Genomic DNA, 21,819 nt, shown 5'->3' with positions numbered 1-21,819 from the left:
CGGCTGGCGACAATGAAAGCGATTTTTACCCGCCTCTCAGGGGCCGATCGATGCGATCACGGGCTGTGTCATTCTGGATGGCCGCTTTTAGCTATTTTTAGCCGTTTGTGGGGCCGTTCGGCGGCTTTTGCGTGATCGGGCATTGCGAAATCAAGGCTTCGAGTTTTTTGGCCTGTGAAAACAGAGCGGTCTCTGAAAAAGGTCTGGTGCTGATGGACAGCGAAAAATGCGATTTGTTTGGAACCGGCATGGCCAGGGTGGGCAGGTTCAGCAGATTGAACATCCGGGTGTTGTGCAAAGATCGGGCGTTTTCTTGCTGGTAGGTTGCCAGATCCGTTTGCACGCTGGTGAGAGAAGGGGGAACGGAAAGCACCGTGGGCGTTAACACACAGGAAACCTCATCGAAATAGGCGAGAAAACGTGTTCGTATCCGATCGATTTCCTCGATCGCATGCTGGTAGGACGCATCGCGGATGGCCCGGCCTGACGCCAGCCTGTCCGAAACCGCTCTGGACAAACCGTTTTCGTCATCGATCAGAGCGGGGAAGTTGGCGGCGGCTTCGTAACCGACCGGATTGCCATATTGACCCAGAACGCGGGCGATGGCATCGATCTCAGGCAGGTTCTGCCGGATGACTGTGGCACCCTGTTGCGCCATTTCTTTTGTCAGTTGATCAAAATCCTCTTTGAAATCCGGTGACATGCCATCAAAAAAATAATGACTGGGGATCAGTATGGTCAGGGGCGAATCGGATGGCTCGGCGTCCCGTGTCTTATCGCTGGCTTGCAGGGCGGCGTCAACCAGCGCCAGGTCGTCCAAATGCCTGGCCAAAAAGCCGATGGCATCCAGGAAGGGACTGAGTGGGGTCACGCCTCTGGACGAAAAAGCGTTTTGGGTGTATTTGATGCCATAGAGGTTGTTCCATGCGGCTGGCGTTCGGATCGATCCGCCCGTGTCTGTGCCCAGCGCGACGGGCACAAGCCCCAGTCCAACGGCAGCGGCTCCGCCGGATGTGGAGCCGCCCGGCACTTTGGCCGCGTCCACGGTATTGGGCGGAGTGCCGTAATGGGGGTTCACGCCCAACCCGGTAAAGGCGATTTCAGACAGGTTGGTTTTACCGACAACGATCATGCCCAGTTGTTCCAGTTTGAGCACAATCTCGGCGGAATGCGATGCCGGTTCAGCGGCCGTTTTCAAACCGTTTGAGGTTGGGTAGCCGCGGACGTCCATGTTGTCTTTGATCGCGATGGGGAGGCCGTCCAGTGGCGATAACGGTTTTCCTGAGCGGTATCTGAAAAAAGAGGCTTCCGCTTTTTTGCGCGAATCGGCCTCCATTTCGACCGTGAAAATCCGTTTTCTGGCCTCACAGCGCGCAATGTTTGTCCACACTTCCGAAATCAACTCTGTCGGTGTGCGCAGGCCGGTGCACAACGATTCTGAGAGGTCGGTCAAGCGATTGTGTTCCATGAATGATGTCCTTTGCCAGTTTGTTCTTCGTAGAATCGCCGTAGGCTCATTCGCTCTGTTCAGGCACAACACAGACCGTGTTATTCTAGCCCAAACGGATGAAACAGCTGGACCAGTCCCCGCACGAGATCAAAAACGGAGAAAATGATGACGCATATTGTCCTCTATACAGCCGATGACACTCAATCACCGTCTTCACAGTGGCAGGTGGTCAGTGACCAGGTCATGGGCGGAAAATCCCATGCCCGGATGGATGAGACCCGTGAAGGGGTGCAGCTTTGCGGGCAAGTCAGTTTGGAAAACAACGGGGGGTTTGTACAGCTGCAATTTCCCTTGGAAACGATTCTGACCAAAAACCTGCAACCGCAGGAATTTGAAGGCATTTATCTTGACTGGCGTGCCAGCAAGGAGCAGTCCCTGGCCTTGTTGCTGAAAACGTCACAGCTTTGGCTGCCCTGGCAATCCTACCGCCAGAACGCCACAATCAGGGAAGACTGGGACAGGGTTTATTTGCCTTTTTCGGCGTTTTCACCCTATCGGACCCGAACGCCGCTGAAACTGACGCATCTGACCAAATTTTCGATTCTGGTCGGCGGCGAGGCCGCCGATGTCCGTCTTACAGTTGGTGAAATGGGCTTTTATCGTTAAGAAGGTGTTAAGGGGCAAACTCAATCCGTTTGTTCGGGCGCTTGCAACGGTACCCACCAGTCGGGGGATTGTTCGCTTTGCAAAGCGGCCATCAATTGCTCGGCCATTTGTTCGTGATGGGGCAGTGTGGCCGGGTTTTCTGAAGGGAATTGCCGGGAACGGGTGTTGGATTGAAAAGGCGGCAACCAGGCCTGGTAAAAATGCCAATTCCTGTCAGTGTGTTCGGCTGCGACCGTGGCAATGAGTTGTGCCAGCCCGGCTTTGGCCACGCCATAAGCACCGTAATAGGCCGGGCTTTTGCCTGGCTGTCGGTCCAGTATCGCCACAATGTCTGCTTTCTCATTCAATGCTGGCAACAGGGCCTTGAGCAGGTAGAAATTGGCGGTCAGATTGGTCTGGATCAGCTGCAGCCACTGGGCTTCATCAAAGTGCGCAATCGGGGTAAAGGCGGGCAGTTCGGCCGCATTGAGCCAGACATTGTCCACGCCGCCCAGATCCGTCAGCGCCTGACTGAGTTGCTGAAAATGCCGCGGTTCCGCTCCGCTCAAATCCATGGGAAACAACGCCGGTTCGACCTGATGCTGCTCCAGGCCGACAATGTCGTCATAGAGCCGATTCAGCGCGGCCTGATCCTTGTCCAGCAATACCAAGTCAATGTGATGCGTGGCCGTCTGGGCCTGTGTGAGCGCCAGGCTGCGCCCCAGTCCCTGAGCGGCGCCCGTGATCAAGGTGACACTCATAAGCGCTCCTGCAGAAAGTGGGTGATTTCAATCGGGGTTTCAAAATGAAAGTCCGCTGGCCAGGCATCGTCACCGGCCCCTTCGGGCAGATAGCCAAACAGCGCGGCGCCGGTTTGCATGCCCGCGTTCACCCCGGCTTCGATGTCGCGCGGGTGATCGCCCAGATACAGGCAGTTTTTGGGCATGGCGCCGCATTGTTCGGCGGCGAGCCACATGGGTTCGGGGTGCGGCTTTTTGATTGCCAGTGTGTCGCCGCAGACCAGCCCGAGCGGTTCACTTGGAAATTTGATAATCGACAGCAGTTTTTCGGTCAGCCAGGTGGGTTTGTTGGTGACGATGCCCCAGGGAACGCGCTTGTCGGCCAGATGTTTCAGCCCGGCTTCCAGCCCCGGAAACAATTGGGTATGGCAGGCAATATGGCGGTGATACACGTCCAGAAAATGCTCGCGTCTTTCCTGAATCTCGGCATCGGAGAGGTTGGGAAAGGCCAGCTCGGTCATCGCCAATCCGCCTTGCGACACCGTTTTGCGGATGGTCTGGTAGTGCAGGGGTTGCACGCCGTAATGGCGACAGGTCTGGTTCAAGGCGTAGGCAAAATCGTAGGACGTGTCCAGCAGGGTTCCGTCCAGATCAAACAGCACACAATCAATCGACATCATTCGGTCACTTAATCATTATTAATAAAAATCAGGCATCTTTTTGAAACGCCAGCAGGTAGTTGACGCGCAGGTCGTTACTGAGTCGGCAGCGTTTGAGAAGCGGGTTATAGTCAATGCCGGCACTGGCTTGCAAGGTCAGGCCGTTGTGACGAGCCATCGCATCCAGCTCCGAAGGCTTGAGCAGCTTGTCGTACTGATGGGTGCCGGGCGGCACCAGATTCAGCAGGCGTTCGGCAGTGACAATGGCCAGTGCATAGGCTTTGGGATGACGGTTGATGGTGGAGACAAACAACCAGCCGCCGGGCTTGAGGGCCTGACTGGCGGCGGCAATCACACTGGCCGGATCGGGCACGTGTTCAAGCATTTCCATGCAGGTCACGAGATCGAACGCTTGTGGGCAGTCGGCGGCCTTCTGTTCGGCACTGATGGTTTCGTAATCAAGCGAGACCCCGGATTCCATCGCATGCAGACGGGCCACAGTGAGCACGTCTTCGGCCAGATCAATGCCGGTCACGCTGGCATCGGCTTTGGCCAGGGCTTCAGACAGAATCCCGCCGCCGCAACCAATATCGAGGATGCGTTGATTGGCCAGCGGAACGTGCGTTTGCATAAACTGCAACCGAAGCGGGTTGATGGCGTGAAGGGCCTTGAATTCGCCATCCAGATCCCACCATGTTTGGGCTTTGGCATTGAAGCGGTTCAGCTCGGCCGGATCGACATTGTTTTCAGCGCGGGTCATGGACAGTCCAACAAGTTGCAATGAACGAATAAGTATAGCAAATCCAGGCCAATGCTGTCGGCCTGTCATATTCGCTTTCTTCGCCCATTTTAAGGTATAATACGCCAAATTTTTAGCGTCGAATGAGGACGATTTCGTTCGAGCCGAACCCGGTCAGACACAACAAGCGGCCATGACCGGCAAATAATAATCAGAGAAGAAATGCCTATGTCAGATTTTGCCAGAGAAATTCTGCCGATCTCCCTTGAAGACGAGATGGAGCAGTCCTATCTCAGTTATGCCATGAGCGTGATTGTGGGACGGGCCTTGCCGGATGTACGTGACGGGCTCAAGCCTGTGCACCGGCGGGTTCTGTATGCGATGAACGAACTGAGCAACGGCTGGAACCGCCCTTACAAAAAATCCGCGCGGATCGTGGGTGATGTCATCGGTAAATACCATCCGCATGGTGACAGCGCGGTGTACGACACCATCGTCCGCATGGCGCAACCGTTTTCATTGCGTTACATGCTAGTGGACGGGCAGGGCAACTTCGGTTCCATCGACGGCGATGCGCCGGCGGCAATGCGTTACACCGAAGTGCGCATGGCCAAGATCGCACACGATCTGCTGGCCGATCTGGAAAAAGAAACGGTCGATTTCAATCCCAACTATGACGAATCGGAACACGAACCGGTGGTGTTGCCGACCCGCATCCCCAACCTGCTGATCAATGGGTCTTCCGGCATTGCCGTGGGCATGGCCACCAACATTCCGCCGCACAACATCAATGAAACCATTCAGGCCTGTGTGGCACTGGTTGACCGACCGGAAACGAGCATCGACGAATTGATGGAATATCTGCCGGGGCCGGATTTCCCGACCTATGGCATCATCAACGGCACCAAAGGCATTCGTGAAGCCTATGAAACCGGACGTGGACGGGTGCACATGCGTGCCCGCACCCATGTGGAAACCGATGCCAAAGGCAAGGCATCGATCATCGTCGATGAAATTCCCTACATGGTGAACAAAGCCAAACTGATCGAACGCATTGCCGAACTGGTCAAGGACAAAAAAATCGAAGGCATCAGTGCCCTGCGCGATGAGTCGGACAAGGAAGGCATGCGCATTGTGATCGAAGTGCGTCGTGGCGAAGTGCCGGAAGTGCTGATCAACAACCTTTACAAGCAGACGTCGATGCAGACGGTGTTTGGCATCAATATGGTGGCGCTGATCGACGGCCAGCCCAAACTGCTCAATCTCAAGCAGATTCTGGAAGCCTTCATCAAACACCGCCGCGAAGTGGTGACCCGCCGTACCATCTACGACCTGCGCAAGGCGCGGGAAAAAGCCCACCTGCTGGAAGGTCTGGCGCTGGCGCTGACCAACATCGATGAAATGATTGCGCTGATCAAGGACTCGCCCACACCGGCCGTCGCCAAAGAGCGCATGCTGTCTCGTGACTGGAAGATCGGTCACGTCAGCGAGCTTCTGGACAGAGTCGAGCTGGACGACATTCGGCCGGAAGATCTGCCGGATGGCTTCGGTGCTGTTGACGAGAACACCTACAAATTGTCTCCGGTTCAGGCCCAGGCGATTCTGGAAATGCGTCTGCACAAGCTGACCGGGCTGGAGCAGGACAAAATTCTAGAAGAGTATCGGGAGTTGATTGAACGCATCGCCGAGTATCTGGAAATCCTGCGCAACCCCGATCGTCTGACCGAAGTGGTGCGCGAGGAATTGCTGCAGGTGATTGATGACTTTGGCGATGCCCGGCGCACTGAAATCGACCACACCTACCAGAATCTGGAAGCCGAAGACCTGATTGCCTGCGAGGACCGGATTGTGACCCTGTCTCAGGACGGTTACATCAAAACCCAGCCTTTGTCGGATTATCAGGCCCAGCGTCGTGGCGGTCGTGGCAAGTCGGCCACTCAGATGAAAGAAGACGACGAAGTGGATCAGATTCTGGTCGCCAACACGCACGACATGCTGTTGTGCTTCTCCAATCGCGGCAAACTCTACTGGCAGAAAACCTGGCAGTTACCACTGGCCAGTCGTGGCGCCAAAGGCAAGCCGATTGTGAATGTGCTGCCGCTGGAGAAAAACGAGTTCATCACCTCTATCCTGCCCGTGTCGGAATTTGCCGAGGGCTATTATGTGTTTATGGCCACGCGTCAATCCACCGTCAAACGGGTGGCGTTGACCGACTTCTCCCGTCCCCGCACCAACGGCATTATTGCGGTGGACCTGCTGGACGATGATGCGCTGGTGGGCACGGCCCTGACCGATGGCGAACAGGACATCATGCTGTTTTCCAATGTGGGCAAGGCGATTCGCTTCCGCGAAACCGATGTGCGGGTGATGGGGCGTCAGGCCCGCGGTGTCCGCGGAATGAAACTGCAGAACGGCATGCACATTGTCAGCATGCAGGTGGCCCAGCCGGATACATTGATTCTGACCGCGACCGAGCATGGGTTCGGCAAGTGTACGCCGGTGGACGATTATTCCACCATCAACCGTGGCGGTCAGGGCGTGATTTCGATCAAACAGTCCGATCGCAATGGCAAGGTGGTCAAATCTCTGGCCGTCAAACCGGATCAGGAAGTGGTGCTAATTACCAACAAAGGCACGCTGGTGCGCACCCAGGTCGAAGGCGTTTCCGTAGTAGGCCGCAACACCCAGGGTGTGAAGCTGATCAATGTCGGCAAGGGCGAAAAAGTCGTTGGGCTGGCCGTTGTGGACGTTCAGGCCGAAGAGTTACCGGATGAGGTCATCGACTCCGAAGCAACGATCACGGAAACGGACGACGGCAACGAATAGGGTTCTTTGCGCGACATGAAGGACCCGAACAACCTTTCAATTCAAAAGACAGAACAAACACATGAGAGCATTTAACTTCAGCGCCGGTCCGGCGATGCTGCCGGAAGCGGTGATGCAGGAAGCCCAGGCCGAATTTCTGGACTGGCAGAACACCGGCATGTCGGTGATGGAAATGAGTCACCGCAGCCCCGAATTCATGTCTGTGGCGCATGAAATGGAAGCCGACCTGCGCGAGTTGATGGCCATTCCAGACGATTACAAGGTGTTGTTTACGCACGGAGGGGCGTCGCTGCAGTTTGCCGGCATCCCGTTCAATCTGACCCAGCCGGGCGATACGGTAGACTACTGCAACACCGGTGTCTGGTCGGCCAAGGCGATCAAGGAAGCGTCCCGCTTTGTTCAGGTCAATGAAGTGGCCAAAGCCGAAACCACGATCCCGGATTTCGATCAGTGGCAGCTCTCCGACAACGCCAAATATCTGCACATCTGTCAGAACGAAACCATTACCGGGGTCGAATTTCAGTCATTGCCGGACACCGACAAGCCGATCATTGCCGATTTTTCGTCCACGATTCTGTCGCGGCCGATCAATGTGGCCGATTACGGCCTGATTTACGCCGGAGCCCAAAAGAACATCGGCCCAGCCGGACTGGCGATTGTGATTGTGCGCGAAGACCTGATCGGGCACGCCCGCGAGACCACGCCGACCTTGATGAACTGGCAGACGTACGACCAGTTTGAATCCATGTTCAATACCCCGGCCACTTTTGCCTGGTATCTGGCGGGCAAGGTATTCAAGTGGCTCAAAGCTCAGGGCGGGCTGGACGCCATGGCCACACTGAATGAACGCAAGGCGCAGAAGCTGTACACACTGATTGACCGGTCCGGGTTGTACTACAACGAAGTGGCGCCTTCGGTGCGTTCCTGGATGAACGTCACTTTCAAACTGAAGGACGAAACGCTCAATCAGGCGTTTCTGACCGAATCCCGCGAAGCCGGGCTGCTGAGTCTGCGCGGGCACAAAACCTACGGCGGGATGCGAGCCAGCATCTACAACGCCATGCCCGAAGCCGGCGTCGATGCGCTGGTTGATTTCATGCAGGCTTTTGAGCAACGTCACACCTGAGGGATGGAACGCATGACCAAGCACACACCCTCAGACACGGAACAGATCGAACTCAATGCGATTCGCGAAGAGATCGATGCCATTGACGCCGACATCCAGACCCTGATTGGCCGCCGCGCCGAATGCGCGCAAAAAGTGGCGGACATCAAAACCCGCGGCGGACAGGTGGAAGCGGTGTTTTACCGGCCAGAACGCGAAGCACAGGTACTGCGTGCGGTCAAGGCACGCAACCACAGCCTGATACCCAATGAAGACATGGCGCGGCTGTTTCGCGAAATCATGTCGGTGTGTCTGGCCCTGGAGCAACCTGTCAAGGTGGCGTATCTGGGACCGGAGGGCAGTTACAGTCATGCTTGCGTGCTCAAACAGTTCGGAACCTCAGTGCATCCCTATGCGGTCCCCAGCATTGACGCCGTGTTTGCCGCAGTGGAGAAAAAACACGTGCAGTACGGCGTGGTGCCGGTGGAAAACTCCAGTGAAGGCGTGGTCAAACAGACACAAAAGGCATTGATGGACACCGCCTTGAAGGTGACCGGCGAAGTGGACCTGGCGATTCACCACTGCCTGCTGGCCCAGAACCCGGACCCGCATGCGCTGAAAAAAATCGTCGCGCACCCTCAGGCTCTGGGCCAATGTGAGCAATGGCTGAGTCAAAACTTACCAGGCCTGGTAACAGAAGAGGTCGACTCGAATGCGGTGGCCGCACAAATGGCGGAAGCCGATCCCAATGTGGGGGCCATCGCCTCGGAAGAGGCCGCCCGACTTTATGGCCTGAAGATTCTGGAAACCCGCATCGAAGACCAGAAAAACAATACCACCAAATTCTGGGTATTGGGTCAGGAAGCGGCCGGCCCCAGTGGCCAGGACAAAACCGCGATGATTTTGTCGGTGCCCAATCAGGCCGGTTCGCTGATCCGGGTGCTCGACAGCTTTGCCAGGCGGCGCATCAGCATGACCCGGATCATTTCCGTGCCGTCCACCGAAACCCGCTGGGATTACATTTTCTACATCGACATTCTCGGACACCGGGAGCAGCCGGAAGTGGCTGAGGCCCTGACAGAAGTGCAGGCGCAATGCAGCTATTTCAAGCTTCTGGGGTCTTATCCGGTGTCGCCGCTGGATTAACCCCAGACCCGTTTGCACCCGTCACGGCTTCACAAAACGAACAAGGATTTTATGAGCGATCATACTTCAGCCAACGAGCCCTGTCCGGTTGCGGCACAGGTCAAAGACTCGGTCAAGGGCATCCAGCCTTATCAGCCCGGCAAGCCGATCGATGAGTTGCAACGCGAACACCATTTGACCCGGATTTCCAAGCTCGCGTCCAATGAAAACCCGCTGGGCAGCAGCCACAAAGCCACTCAGGCTATTCAGAATGCGCTCAAGGACCTGGGACGTTACCCGGACGGACACGGCTTTTATTTGAAACAGGCGTTGTCGGATCATCTGAATCAGCCGGAAGAGGGCATTGCCATCGGCAACGGCTCCAATGAATTGCTGGAGCTGGTGGCGCGTCTGTTTGCCGGGCCGGGAGACGACGTTGTTTACAGCGAACATGCGTTCGCGGTCTACGCCATCAGCACTCAGGCCGTTGGCGCCAATGCGGTGGTTGTGCCCGCCAGAAACTGGGGCCACGACCTCAGTGCCATGGCCAATGCCATCACCGAACAGACCCGACTGGTGTATCTGGCCAACCCCAACAATCCCACCGGCACCCGATTTGGCAAACGCGAATGGGAAAGTTTTATCGCCAAAGTGCCATCGGATGTGGTGGTGGTGCTGGACGAAGCTTATTTTGAATATGCGCAGTCACGCGACGATGCCTTTAATGGGCTGCACTACCTGAACCGTTACCCCAATCTGATCGTGACCCGAACCTTTTCCAAAGCCTATGGCCTGGCCGCGCTTCGGGTCGGCTATGCGGTGGCGCATCCCGACATCGTCCACTATATCAATCGCTTGCGTGAGCCTTTTAACGTCAATCACCTAGCACAGGTTTCGGCCACGGCGGCACTGAAAGACCCGGTGTTTGTCCAGAAAAGCATTGAAACCAATCATCAGGGCATGCAGCAACTGGAAAGCTTTTTGAAGGAAAATCAATTGAGCTTTATTCCATCCAGTGCCAACTTTGTCTGCGTCGACTTCGGTGATCAAGCGCAGGCGATGAACGAAGCCCTGCTGAAAGAAGGGGTGATTGTGCGACCGCTGGCCGCGGACGGGCCTTTGTCGCCGTTTCTGCGGGTGTCCATCGGCACCTTCAGTGAAAACCGCCACTTTATGCAGGCATTGACCAAAATCCTGCGGACCCACAAATCATGAGTCAGGTGTTTGACCGTGTGACCGTGATCGGCGTGGGCCTGATCGGCGGCTCGTTTGCGCTGGGGCTCAAACAGGCAGGCCTGGTTAAAACCGTCACTGGCTATGCCCGCCAACAAGACCGATTGGCGCTGGCGCTGGAACGCGGCCTGATTGATCAGGCCACAGACGACATGGCTCAGGCGCTAGACAGGGCCGATCTGGTACTGATCAGCGTCCCCATGGATGCGTTTGTCGGTGTGTTGCGAGCAATGCAGCCGCACTTGTCCGCCACCACGCTGGTAACGGATGCAGGCAGCACCAAACAGTCGGTGGTGGCCGAGGTCGAAGCGGTTTATGGCCCCGATGGCCTGGCCAATTTTGTGCCGGGGCACCCGATCGCCGGCAAGGAGCAAAGCGGACCGGCCGCGGCATGCGCCGACCTGTACCAGAATCATCGAGTGGTTCTGACCCCGACTCAGCAGACCAGCCCGGCGGCATTGGAAACGGTGACCACCACCTGGCAGGCACTGGGCGCGCAAGTGTGCGAAATGCCTGCCGCATTCCACGACAATGTGTTTGCCGCGACCAGTCATTTGCCGCATTTCCTCGCGTACGCGCTGGTGGATCTGCTCAACGAACACGAGGAACTGGGCAACGTTTTTCAGTACACCGCCGGAGGCTTTCGGGACTTTACCCGCATTGCCTCGAGCGACCCGACCATGTGGCGCGACATTGGCAAACACAATGGGCCGACCATCGCCAAATGGCTGAAACATTACCGCGATGAGATCGAGCAGCTAATCGACCAGCTCGAAACCCGTGACTGGGACGGCCTTTACGGTCGGTTTGATCGGGCCAAGCAAGCCCGTGACCACCATATTCTGGGCAAGACCAATGCCTCTCCCAATGAATGACGAACACCCACTGAATGATTTGACGCGTCACCGCGAACACAGAAGGAAGTGACCATGCAAAATGTGCAATTTACCGTTTCGCCCACCCGTCGCCTGCATGGGCGGGTCAGAGTGCCGGGCGACAAATCCATCTCCCACCGCAGCATTATGCTGGGCGCGCTGGCCGAAGGCACCACGGAAATCAGCGGTTTTCTTGAGGGCGAAGACGCTCTGGCGACTTTGCGCGCGTTTCAGGCCATGGGCGTGGAAATTTCCGAGCCGGATCAAGGCCGGGTGACCGTAAAAGGCGTGGGACTGCGTGGACTGACCCAGCCCAAAGAAGATATGGACATGGGCAACTCCGGCACGGCAATGCGCCTGATGGCGGGCATTCTGGCCGGACAGGACTTTGAATCGCGTCTGGTGGGCGATGCATCGCTCAACAAACGCCCGATGAAACGGGTCACCGATCCGCTGAAAGCAATGGGGGCCAGAGTGGAAACGGACGAGGGCGGTACGCCGCCATTGCGCATTTCGCCCAGCAAACAACTCTCCGGCATTGACTACACTCTGCCCATGGCCAGCGCCCAGGTCAAGTCTTGCCTGCTCTTGGCCGGTCTGTTTGCAGAAGGACGCACCAGCGTCATCGAACCGGCTCCGACCCGTGATCACACCGAACGCATGCTCAAAGGTTTCGGTTACCCTTTGACCGTCACCAGACTGGACGCATTCCGCACCCAGGTGTCTTTGGAAGGGGGCGGTCGACTGAACGCCTGTGCCATTGATGTGCCCAGTGACATCTCCTCGGCGGCGTTTTTTATGGTGGCCGCCGCAATCAGTGACGACAGCGACCTGGTGATTGAGCATGTGGGATTGAACCCGACGCGCACCGGTGTGATTGACATCCTCAAGCTGATGGGCGCGGACATTACCCTGGAAAACGAAGCCGAAGTCGGCGGCGAACCGGTGGCCGATGTGCGTGTGCGCAGCTCCAATCTGAAAGGCATTCAGGTTCCCGAGCATCTGGTGCCGCTGGCCATTGATGAATTTCCGGTGTTGTTTGTCGCAGCCTCCGCCGCAGAAGGCCAGACCGTTTTGACCGGTGCCGAAGAATTGCGGGTCAAAGAGTGTGACCGGATTCAAGTGATGGCCGACGCCCTTCAGGCCGTGGGGATTGATGCCCGGCCCACGCCCGATGGCATGGTGATTCAGGGCGGACAGCAGTCGGCCCAATCGGCTCCGATTCACTCACACCACGACCACCGTATTTCCATGGCCATGGCCGTGGCGGCGATTCGCGCCCCGCAGGCACTGGTGATCGACGACTGTGCCAATGTGAACACCTCTTTCCCAACCTTTGTGCCTTTGATGAACCAGGTGGGCCTGAAAATTGATTTGTAACCGCGCTTCAAGGACTTGATATGACAAACCCGAGCATTCCAATCATTGCCATTGACGGGCCCAGCGGCGTTGGCAAAGGCACGCTGGCGCAGTTTTTGTGCGAGCACTATGGCTTTCATCTCCTCGACAGTGGCGCCATTTACCGCACCCTGGCCTATGGTGTCACCCACAGCGACCTGGACGTGGAAAACGAAGACGCCATTGTCAGCCTGGCCCGGCAGCTGCCGGTTTCCTTTGAAGGCGGGCAGGTGTATTACGGTGAGCAGGTGATCACCTCCGCCATCCGAACCGAAACGGTGGCGGCGGTGGCTTCTCAGATCGCCGCCATCCAGCCGGTACGGGAAGCCTTGCTGCAACGCCAGCGTGACTTTGCCAAACCACCAGGCCTGGTTGCTGACGGGCGCGACATGGGCACGGTGGTGTTTGCGGACGCACCGGTCAAGCTGTTTTTGACCGCCTCGGCGGAAGAAAGAGCAAAAAGACGGGTTATTCAGTTGAAAAATCAAGGGGTTGATGCTAATATTGCCCAAATTACGTGGGACATTGAACAAAGAGACGCGCGTGACCGCAGTCGTGTGTCGTCGCCTTTGATCCCCGCGCAAGACGCCGTAGAGATTGACACCACGGCCTTGTCGATTGACGAGGTTTGCCAGCAGGCCATTCGCCTGTGCGATCGTTCCGGCATCCAACCGGCTTAGAACTTTTTCTAACCAGTTGTTTTGACAGGCATAACCAGATCCCTGCTGTTTTATTGAGCAGGGATTTTGTTTTTTTATCCACCGCCGATTGTTTGGGAAATCGGCGATTGATCATTGACCCGGCAGATTCCTGAAAACCCCAATTTGACAGCTTCTGCCGGTTTGAACAACAACTTTGGTATTTTATTCATGAGTGAATTATCTTTCGCTGAACTATTTGAGCAATCCCTAGAACAAGAAAAATTTCAGACCGGTTCCCTGATTCTCGGAACCGTCGTTGGCATCGACAAGGAAACCGTTTTGGTTGATGCCGGAATGAAGTCGGAATCCAGCATTCCCAAGTACCAGTTTGAAAACGCCGAAGGCGAACTGGAAGTCGAAGTCGGGGACGAGGTTGAAGTTTACCTTGAAACACTGGAAGACGGCTTTGGTGAAACACGCCTGTCGCGTGAAAAAGCCAAGCGTGCGAAAACCTGGGATCGCCTTGAATCGGCGATGGACGACAACGAAACCGTCAAAGGCTTTGTCACTGGCAAAGTCAAAGGCGGCCTGACCGTAGACATTGACGGTGTGCGTGGTTTCTTGCCCGGTTCACTTGTGGATGTGCGTCCGATCCGTGATTTCAGCTTCCTTGAAGGCAAAGAAGTCGAGTTGAAGCTGGTCAAACTGGATCGCAAGCGCAACAACGTGGTTGTGTCGCGTCGCGCCGTGATCGAAGCCGAAAACTCGGTTGAGCGTGAAGCTCTGCTGGCCAATATGGAAGAAGGGGCCATTCTGGAAGGGATCGTTAAGAACCTGACCGATTACGGTGCCTTTATCGATCTGGGCGGCATTGACGGTCTGTTGCACATTACCGACATGGCATGGCGTCGTGTCAATCACCCATCCGAAGTCATCAATGTCGGTGACGAAGTGGAAGTGAAAGTTCTGAAGTTCGATCGTGAACGCAGCCGAGTGTCTCTGGGCATGAAACAGCTGCAGGAAGATCCTTGGAACGACATGGTCGCACGTTACCCGATCGGCTCCGAGATCATGGGCAAAGTGGCCAACATCACCGATTATGGCGCGTTCATTGAAATCGAAGAAGGCATTGAAGGGCTGGTACACACATCCGAACTGGATTGGACCAACCGCAATATCCACCCATCCAAAGTGGTGCACCTAGGCGAAGAAGTCAAGGTCAAGATTCTGGATGTGGATCAGGAACGCCGTCGTATTTCTCTGTCGATCAAACAGTGCACCGTCAACCCTTGGGAAGCGTTTGCTGCGACCCACACCAAAGGCGACAAAATCACTGGCAAAATCAAGTCCATTACCGACTTCGGGATCTTTATCGGTCTGGAAGGCAACATCGATGGTCTGGTCCACCTGACCGACATCTCCTGGTCACAGCCGGGCGAAGAAGCGGTACGTGAGTTCAAGAAGGGCGACGAACTGGAAACCGTCATTTTGTCCATTGACCCGGATCGTGAACGTATTTCTCTGGGCCTCAAGCAGTTGGAACAGGATCCATTTGGTGAGTATGTGGCCGAACACGGCAAGAACTCCATTGTGACCGGTACCGTGAAATCGGTGGATGAGAAAGGCGCCGTGATTGATTTGGCCGACGACGTGGAAGGGTACATTCGTGCCTCCGAACTGGAAGCCAATACCCGTGACGCCAGCTCCGTGCTGAATGAGGGTGATACGGTGGAAGCGAAGATCGTCAATGTCGATCGCAAAAACCGTAATCTGTCTTTGTCAGAAAAAGCCAAAGCGATTCAGGAAGAGGCGAATGCGGTCAAGAGCTATTCGGCCAACCAGCCTCAAGCACAGAATACGCTTGGCGATCTGCTGAAAGATCAGCTTTCATCAGAAGACTGATCTGTCCTGACGGATTCGAAAAGTCTTCAGGCGATTCGGTGCTTTGCCGGGTTGCCTGAAATCTTCTTTTAATCAATCCAAAGAGACAGTCGAATGACCAAGTCAGAGTTGATCGAGCGCATTGCTCGAAAACAAACCCAATTCAGCCAAAAGGATGTGGAACTCGCTGTCAACCAGATACTGGACTCGATGATTGAATCCCTGTCCGAAGGCGACCGAATTGAGATTCGTGGCTTTGGAAGTTTCAGTCTTCATTATCGCAAAGCACGCATGGGGCGTAACCCCAAAACCGGAGAGAAAGTGGCCCTGAGCGAAAAGCGTGTGCCACATTTCAAACCCGGCAAGGCGTTACGGGACCGCGTGAATGCGTCACGAGAGACCACAGATATCATTACCTAGGCATCGACCTGGGTCGTGAATGGAATTTTCCAGATTCCGATTATCAAAAGGGTTACAATGTTGTTTTTAACGTTGTAACCCTTTTTTTATGCACCGTTTATTTTCTGTTTTACTGATTGTGTTGTTTTTGGCCGCCGGTTTTCTGCTGGGCATCAGCAATCCGCAATCGGTGCCTTTCCAGTTTTTTGTGACCACCACCGAATGGCCTTTGTCGGTATTGCTGGCATTGTCTTTCGTCCTTGGCGCATTGCTGTCTGCCCTGTATATGTGGCTGGGCATTGCCCGTTTACGCTGGACCAACCAACGCCTGACCCACCAACTTCAGCAGCAGGGACGTGAACGACTGCAATGGCAGACCCAGCAGCAGTCTGACCGCAAGCAGATCACGCGCCAGCACATTCATCAGGCTCTGGAAGACGCCAAAGAACCCGTTTCGTCTGCGCCAACGCTTCCAGCCTCGGCCACGTCCGATCCGGAAAAACCGCACTGAACCTTTTCAGGCCTTTAACCCGTTTACATCGCCCGTTCATCAAGCCAAAAGGATGCCTATGTCAGAGACGCTCTGCTCCCCCCGAATTGTCGTGGCACTGGATTATGACCAGCCCGAATCGGCCTTGACCCTGGTTGATCAACTCAATCCCGCTGATTGCCGCCTGAAAGTGGGCAAAGAGTTGTTTGCCGCCGGTGGCCCGAACCTGGTTCGGGCTTTGGTTGCACGCCAGTTCGATGTGTTTCTGGATTTGAAATACCATGACATTCCGACCACGGTGGCCAAAGCCTGTCGGGCGGCGGCGGAACTGGGGGTGTGGATGCTGAATGTGCATGCACTGGGCGGACGCAAGATGCTGGAAGCGGCCAAAGCAGCAATGGCGGATCTGCCCGAACCGCCCTTGTTGATTGCGGTCACGATTCTGACCAGTCACACCCAATCGGATCTGACAGAAATCGGTCTGTCGGGTTCGCCTGGTGACAATGTCAAACGTCTGGCGACGCTCGCGCAGGACTGTGGTTTGGATGGGGTGGTCTGCTCCGCTCGCGAAGCAGCCATGTTGCGCCAGCAATGTGGTGAGGATTTTGCCTTGGTGACACCGGGCATTCGTCCGGCCGAAGCAGATCAAAATGATCAGAAACGGGTCATGACTCCGGTCGAAGCGGTCCAAGCAGGGGCCAGTTACCTGGTCATCGGCCGTCCGATCACTCAGGCCGCCGACCCACAGGCGGCGTTGAAAGCCATTGCCGACAGTTTGCGCTGATCCGGCTTTTCCCCCGATTTTTCTTGGCTAATCGGAATGAATCGGTAAGCGCAACACAAACACCACGCCTGCCTGATCGCTTTTCTGATCGGCCGATGACCAATTTTCGGCTTCCAAAGTGCCCTGATGGAAATTGGCAATCAAACGGGCAATGTACAACCCCAGCCCCAGATGCGCCTGATCGTCCTGATTGAATCGACGGATCGACAGCATGCCATCAAAAATCTGTTTTTCGTGCCCTTCAGGCAAGCCTGGCCCACAATTCTGAACCCGGATCTCAACCCACTTGCCGCCGTGTTTTTCGGCTTTCAGGGTGATCGGGCAGGCACCATTGTCAAAGTCTTTGGCGTTGCTGATCAGTTTGTCCAACAGCTGTTCCAGCATAAAGCCATCGCCCAGCACCTCAATCTCGCCTGGTAGGTTTTGCATCACCTGAAAGCGCTCGGCCTCGGCCGAAGTCACGCTGTCAAAATAATGCGACAGCATGTCTCCGATCGCAAAAGGCTCGGGCGGATGGGATTGCAGACTGTCTTCGATGCTGGAGGCTTCCGACATGGAGGCAATGATCTGTTTGAGCTGTTCCAGAGCGCGTTTGGCATAGTTCAGTTGCTTGTGCGCCACTTCTTTTTCCAGCAAAGACAACGACATCGACAGCCGATTCAGCGGATTGTGAATTTCATGACGCAGGGCGCGTGGCAGTTGTTTCAGGTAGCGTTCATAGCCTGATAACTGGCTGAGCATTTCATAAATATGATGGCGCAGATCCGACAGTTCATCACGATAGCCCCGTTTGGCCTGATCCTGAAAATCCAGCTGGTGCGCCCGGCCATAAGGGTCAAAGGTCTGGCGTACGTCTCGGTCCAGACGCAGAATCCGGTTGGACAGGGAGGCGGTGTAGAAGACCGCGCCGCCAATCACCAGCAAAAACACTATGCCACCAATCCCGATCAGGCGATAAAACATGCTCAGGGACTCGGTCAGCAGACTGTCCATGGTCTGTTCCAGAATGATCGCGCCCACAATCTGATCCTTGATCTTCAAGGGCGTGGCCGACATCAATGAAACCGGCTTGTTGTCGCGGTTCATTCGGTATTGCTGAAAGGTGCGCCCATGCACGGCCTGATTGATCAAAGCCACTTCCGGGGTCAGGCTTTGTGGAAACGGGTAGGGCAGCGAATAGGGGATGAGCTTGGACAAGCCCTTGATGGTGAAATGCCCCAGAGTGGTAAAAGGGTCCTGATAGGCTTTGGAATCGTAATTGGCCAGACGGCCCACCACATAGGTCGCCTGACCGACTTCGTTGACAATCCATAGGACGGATCGGTCCAGATTCAGGTGTGCCAACTGACTGGTCGGATTGCCCGCCTGGATTTGCAGGGCCCAGAGATCGGGACGGTTTTCCAGAATGTAGGACAGGTTGACCACCGTCTGCTGCTGAATGATCGCCTGATTTTTCAACAAAAGCCGGTGCAGATCCACCGCAAATTTGTACGCCAGAAAGGGCAGAATGGTCAGGATCAGCAGCAGAATGAAAAAACGGGTACGGATCGAGAGCCGTAAAGGCCGGGCTGAAAGGCGCATAGAAAAGCCTGTGTTGCTTGATGAAAAGGGCGTTTTGACCAGGCCTGGTCAAAACCGTATCACAAAACCCAAAAACGCAATGAATGCCACGCGATGAGTCCGTTGCTTATTCAACTTTTCTGATACCAGCTGTAACCCCGTCCGTATTCATTGTGAATCAGATTGAAGTCCGGGTCCACGGCGCGAAAGGCTGAGCGTATCCGGCAGATATGGGTATTGATGGTGTTACGCTCAACCACGCCCTGGGTCGCCGCCTGAAGTGTCTCATAACTGACCACGCCACGCTCGCCAGCCAGAGCAAACTGCTTGAGCATTTCAAACTCGGTCGCAGTCAGATCCAGCGGCTGGTCATGCCAGTAGGCTTTGAACTGAGGTTCTTTCAATTCCAGGCCTTCGATTTTGGACACTTTGGGTTCGCCAGCATGCGAGGACGAAGTGATGCGCAGCAGGTTTTTGACCTTGGCCATCAGGACCGCCAGCGTGATCGGTTTGGGCAGGTAATCGATGGCACCGAGCGCATGGCCGGTGTAAATATCAAATTCCGATTGCCGTTCAGACAGGAAAATGACCGGAATCGCCCGCTCATAACTGAGCAGGTGTTTGGCCAGTTCGAAACCGCCATCGACTTCGTCTCCCAGTATGATGTCGGAAATCACCAGATCCGGCAGGGTGTCATCAAAGCCGGCTTCGGCGGAAACCCGGTCGGCGAAACCCTGTACCTTGAACCCTTGCTCCTGCAGGGCGGTTTCCAGGGATTCCAATTGAACCGGATCGTCTTCAATGACGGCAATGTGATAATCGTGATTCAGCATTCGCTTGACCTTTTAGCGATATTGATTCATGCGTTTGCGTTCACTGGAAGAGGGGATGTGCATGGCTTCGCGGTATTTGGCAATGGTACGCCGGGCCACGGAAATGTCCTTGTCTTCCAATAACTGCATCAGCTTGTTGTCACTCAAGGGTTTTTTCGGGTCCTCGGACTCGATCAACTGCTTGATGTGGGATTTGATCGCAATGGCAGACTGATCGTCACTGCCGTATTGCGACACCCCGGTGGAAAAGAAATATTTGAGTTCGTAGGTGCCCCGAGGGGTCTGCATGTATTTCTGATTCGTGGCCCGGGAAATGGTCGATTCGTGCAACTCCAATTCTTCGGCCAGGTCACGCAGAACCATGGGCTGCATCGCCTGTTCGCCTTCTTCGAAAAAACGGGCTTGTCTTTCCACAATGTAGCGACCGACGCGCAACAGCGTTTCGCCCCGGCTTTGAATGCTTTTGATCAGACTTTTGGCTTCAAACAATTGCTCTTTGATCTGTTTGGATTCGCCCGACTGGCTCTGAAGATTGTTGGCCATGTCCACATAGGCGCGATTGATCGACAGACGCGGAAACGCTTCCTGATTCAGCTCGACCATGTAGCCGCTGGCGGTGCGGTGCAAACGCAAATCCGGAATCACCAGCTCGTTCTGGGTGGAGGCATAGGCCCGTCCCGGACGCGGACTCAGGGACTGGATCACCTGAATCACTTCCATCAGTTCGTCGTCGTCCAGCAGATAGATTTTCTTCAGGCGTTTGTGGTCGCGAACACTGAGCAGATCAAAATGGTCTTCGATGATTTTGCGGGCGGTGACCACATAAGGCGTCTGTGCCAGGGGCTTCAGCTGCAGCAGCAGACATTCGCTGAGGTCGCGGGCGCCAACACCGGTGGGTTCAAATTCCCAAATCACTTCCAGCACCTGTTCCAGCAGGGCGATGTTGACTTCGACCTCCGGCTCATGCGCTTTGACCGACTCGACAATGTCTTCGAGTGGGGTTTTCAGATAGCCTTCTTCGTCAATTTCGTCAATCAGATAATTGGCCAGAAGGGCCTGATCCGGCACTTCCTTGTTGTCCGGGTTGGGCCACTGATAAGTGTCGGCCTGCCAGTAGAGCTTTTCGGTCAGCGACAATTCGGCCGCGGTGTAGTTTTCCGGGGCGGTGTAGTCGCTGTCGAGGGAAGTTGAACGGGTGGCGACCGGAATGTCGGTATAAACTTCTTCCCATTCGCAATCGACCTGCATGTCGTCGTCCAGCTTGTCGGCCGTTTCCAGGTCCACTTCCTTTTCGACTTCGTCGTCTTCGCCGTCGCTCAATGGCTCGTCGTCCAGAGACTGCTCGGCAAACTCATCGTCCAAATCCAACATGAAATTGGTTTCGAGCGTGGTGGCAATGGTCTGTTGAACTTCCAGCGCCGAATATTGCAAAATTTTGATCGACTGTTGCAGTTGGGGGGTCAACTTGAGTTGTTGCCCCATATTCAATTGCAAACCTGGCATCAGCGCCATAAAAAGGTGCTCCTCGTAAAACGTTTGTTCTGTTTGAGACCTTTTTTACCGTTTTTATTTCCCGGCGCCTGTGGCCGGCTTATTGTTTTTGAGCAAGGTCTCTCTTGTCAGTAATATTTCAAGTGACGGCTTTTGGCTATATAATAACGAAAAAACGCCGAAAACGGTATGATTTCACCTGAATCAACGAATGAGAGGAGCGCGCATCGTGTCTGTCAAAGAGGAAGCACAGAGAATTCTGGCAGAGTTGCCAGACAATGCCGACTGGAACGACCTGGTCAAGGCACTGTATTTAAACAAGAAAATCACCCTGGGCATGACCGATCTGGAGCTTTCCAAGTCCACTTTGACCGATGACGATGTGGCTGCCATTATGGCACGCCTGCACTCGGCCAGAGCCGTGCCGGATGACATGCGCAATACCCGTGACTACCGGCCTGGGAACGCCGTCACAACCGGCATGGTCGCCGGTATCATTGCCATCTTTTTCGCCTTTGTGTTCCCGCCCATTTCCTGGATCGCTGCACCGGTGGCTGTGGTGGCAGGCGCCATTGGCTTGAAAAATCGACAGCGAAAAGCCTGGGTCCCGATTCTGATGGCGGTGGTCTCCATGGGACCGATGCTGATGGTCCTCAACGAGCAATTTGCTTATTTTTAACCAGGCCTGGTTAAAGATTGTTTTGACCGGGTTTAAAAACCCGGTTAGGTTAAGTGCATAATCTGAATTCAGCCAGTCACATCAACCCCAAACGCGAACCAACCGATCAGCCCCCAAAACACGGCCATATCGAACACCAATAAGACACAAAACAAGGCCAACCAAGAGGTTTCCGTCCCCGTTTTGCTGCCGCAATACCTTCGCATAATGTATATTATGTTAAATTCAATATTTGACCATCTGCACGTCGTTGCAATCACTGCCCT

Annotated in this window: 20 protein-coding genes; 13 read left to right on the top strand and 7 right to left on the bottom strand. The window is 55.1% G+C overall.

From position 1 onward, the window contains the following. Positions 1-97: 97 nt before the first annotated feature. A complete protein-coding gene (locus tag A377_RS0110580) occupies positions 98-1,468 on the bottom strand; it encodes an amidase (protein WP_019896332.1) in 1,371 nt (456 codons plus the stop codon). Positions 1,469-1,615: 147 nt separating this feature from the next. Between A377_RS0110580 and A377_RS0110575 the strand changes: the two genes are divergently transcribed. Beyond that, positions 1,616-2,116 (top strand): CIA30 family protein, encoded by a 501-nt coding sequence (locus A377_RS0110575; protein WP_157760834.1) that lies wholly within the window; start codon positions 1,616-1,618, stop codon positions 2,114-2,116. A gap of 20 nt (positions 2,117-2,136) precedes the next feature. Here A377_RS0110575 and A377_RS0110570 read toward each other — a convergent pair whose 3' ends face one another. The 3 genes from A377_RS0110570 to ubiG are packed head-to-tail and all read right to left on the bottom strand — an operon-like array spanning position 2,137 to position 4,254. After that, complete coding sequence (locus A377_RS0110570; RefSeq protein WP_019896330.1) at positions 2,137-2,856, bottom strand: SDR family NAD(P)-dependent oxidoreductase; 720 nt, start codon at positions 2,854-2,856, stop codon at positions 2,137-2,139. Next, the gene (locus A377_RS0110565) at positions 2,853-3,515 is read right to left on the bottom strand and encodes an HAD family hydrolase (protein ID WP_019896329.1); all 663 of its coding nucleotides are present in this window, start codon (positions 3,513-3,515) and stop codon (positions 2,853-2,855) included. Before A377_RS0110565 ends, A377_RS0110570 begins: the two co-directional genes overlap by 4 nt. 28 nt (positions 3,516-3,543) lie before the next feature. Further along, positions 3,544-4,254: a bifunctional 2-polyprenyl-6-hydroxyphenol methylase/3-demethylubiquinol 3-O-methyltransferase UbiG gene (gene ubiG / locus A377_RS0110560; protein ID WP_019896328.1), complete on the bottom strand. Its 711-nt coding sequence runs from the start codon at positions 4,252-4,254 to the stop codon at positions 3,544-3,546. Positions 4,255-4,461: 207 nt separating this feature from the next. On the opposite strand from ubiG, the gene gyrA reads away from it, so the two are divergent. The 11 genes from gyrA (at position 4,462) to pyrF (ending at position 16,990) form a co-directional block, all read left to right on the top strand. Further along, positions 4,462-7,059: a DNA gyrase subunit A gene (gene gyrA, locus A377_RS0110555; RefSeq protein ID WP_019896327.1), complete on the top strand. Its 2,598-nt coding sequence runs from the start codon at positions 4,462-4,464 to the stop codon at positions 7,057-7,059. Between the two features lie 61 nt (positions 7,060-7,120). After that, positions 7,121-8,185 carry a 3-phosphoserine/phosphohydroxythreonine transaminase gene (gene serC / locus A377_RS0110550; protein ID WP_028485474.1) on the top strand — a complete coding sequence of 355 codons (1,065 nt, stop codon included), beginning with the start codon at positions 7,121-7,123 and terminating at the stop codon, positions 8,183-8,185. A 12-nt stretch (positions 8,186-8,197) separates the two neighbouring features. Then, complete coding sequence (gene pheA / locus A377_RS0110545) at positions 8,198-9,310, top strand: prephenate dehydratase (protein ID WP_033423190.1); 1,113 nt, start codon at positions 8,198-8,200, stop codon at positions 9,308-9,310. Between the two features lie 51 nt (positions 9,311-9,361). Then, on the top strand, positions 9,362-10,504 hold the full coding sequence (gene hisC, locus A377_RS0110540) for a histidinol-phosphate transaminase (RefSeq protein ID WP_019896324.1): 1,143 nt from the start codon (positions 9,362-9,364) through the stop codon (positions 10,502-10,504). Next, the gene (locus tag A377_RS13220; RefSeq protein ID WP_019896323.1) at positions 10,501-11,397 is read left to right on the top strand and encodes a prephenate dehydrogenase; all 897 of its coding nucleotides are present in this window, start codon (positions 10,501-10,503) and stop codon (positions 11,395-11,397) included. Before hisC ends, A377_RS13220 begins: the two co-directional genes overlap by 4 nt. Before the next feature lie 54 nt (positions 11,398-11,451). Then, positions 11,452-12,777, top strand: coding sequence for a 3-phosphoshikimate 1-carboxyvinyltransferase (aroA, locus tag A377_RS13215; RefSeq protein WP_019896322.1), 1,326 nt, complete (start codon positions 11,452-11,454; stop codon positions 12,775-12,777). 20 nt (positions 12,778-12,797) lie between these two features. After that, a complete protein-coding gene (cmk, locus tag A377_RS0110525; RefSeq protein ID WP_019896321.1) occupies positions 12,798-13,475 on the top strand; it encodes a (d)CMP kinase in 678 nt (225 codons plus the stop codon). A gap of 189 nt (positions 13,476-13,664) precedes the next feature. Continuing rightward, a complete protein-coding gene (gene rpsA, locus A377_RS0110520) occupies positions 13,665-15,338 on the top strand; it encodes a 30S ribosomal protein S1 (protein ID WP_028485473.1) in 1,674 nt (557 codons plus the stop codon). Positions 15,339-15,413: 75 nt separating this feature from the next. Next, complete coding sequence (gene ihfB, locus A377_RS0110515; RefSeq protein WP_281168816.1) at positions 15,414-15,737, top strand: integration host factor subunit beta; 324 nt, start codon at positions 15,414-15,416, stop codon at positions 15,735-15,737. 88 nt (positions 15,738-15,825) lie between these two features. Beyond that, positions 15,826-16,227 carry a LapA family protein gene (locus A377_RS0110510; protein ID WP_019896318.1) on the top strand — a complete coding sequence of 134 codons (402 nt, stop codon included), beginning with the start codon at positions 15,826-15,828 and terminating at the stop codon, positions 16,225-16,227. Between the two features lie 58 nt (positions 16,228-16,285). Next, complete coding sequence (pyrF, locus tag A377_RS0110505) at positions 16,286-16,990, top strand: orotidine-5'-phosphate decarboxylase (protein WP_019896317.1); 705 nt, start codon at positions 16,286-16,288, stop codon at positions 16,988-16,990. A gap of 27 nt (positions 16,991-17,017) precedes the next feature. Here pyrF and A377_RS0110500 read toward each other — a convergent pair whose 3' ends face one another. From A377_RS0110500 to rpoN, 3 genes are all read right to left on the bottom strand, one after another. After that, complete coding sequence (locus tag A377_RS0110500) at positions 17,018-18,571, bottom strand: ATP-binding protein (protein WP_019896316.1); 1,554 nt, start codon at positions 18,569-18,571, stop codon at positions 17,018-17,020. A 110-nt stretch (positions 18,572-18,681) separates the two neighbouring features. Then, complete coding sequence (locus A377_RS0110495; RefSeq protein WP_019896315.1) at positions 18,682-19,383, bottom strand: response regulator transcription factor; 702 nt, start codon at positions 19,381-19,383, stop codon at positions 18,682-18,684. A gap of 12 nt (positions 19,384-19,395) precedes the next feature. Further along, a complete protein-coding gene (rpoN, locus tag A377_RS0110490) occupies positions 19,396-20,895 on the bottom strand; it encodes an RNA polymerase factor sigma-54 (RefSeq protein ID WP_019896314.1) in 1,500 nt (499 codons plus the stop codon). A 208-nt stretch (positions 20,896-21,103) separates the two neighbouring features. On the opposite strand from rpoN, the gene A377_RS0110485 reads away from it, so the two are divergent. Further along, positions 21,104-21,553, top strand: a complete 450-nt coding sequence (locus A377_RS0110485) for a hypothetical protein (RefSeq protein WP_028485472.1) — start codon at positions 21,104-21,106, stop codon at positions 21,551-21,553. The last annotated feature ends 266 nt before the right edge of the window (positions 21,554-21,819 follow it).

Origin of the sequence: Hydrogenovibrio halophilus DSM 15072 (assembly GCF_000384235.1) — a bacterium.
GTDB classification, from domain to species: Bacteria; Pseudomonadota; Gammaproteobacteria; order Thiomicrospirales; family Thiomicrospiraceae; genus Hydrogenovibrio; species Hydrogenovibrio halophilus.
This window is presented reverse-complemented; position numbering and strand designations above follow the sequence as displayed.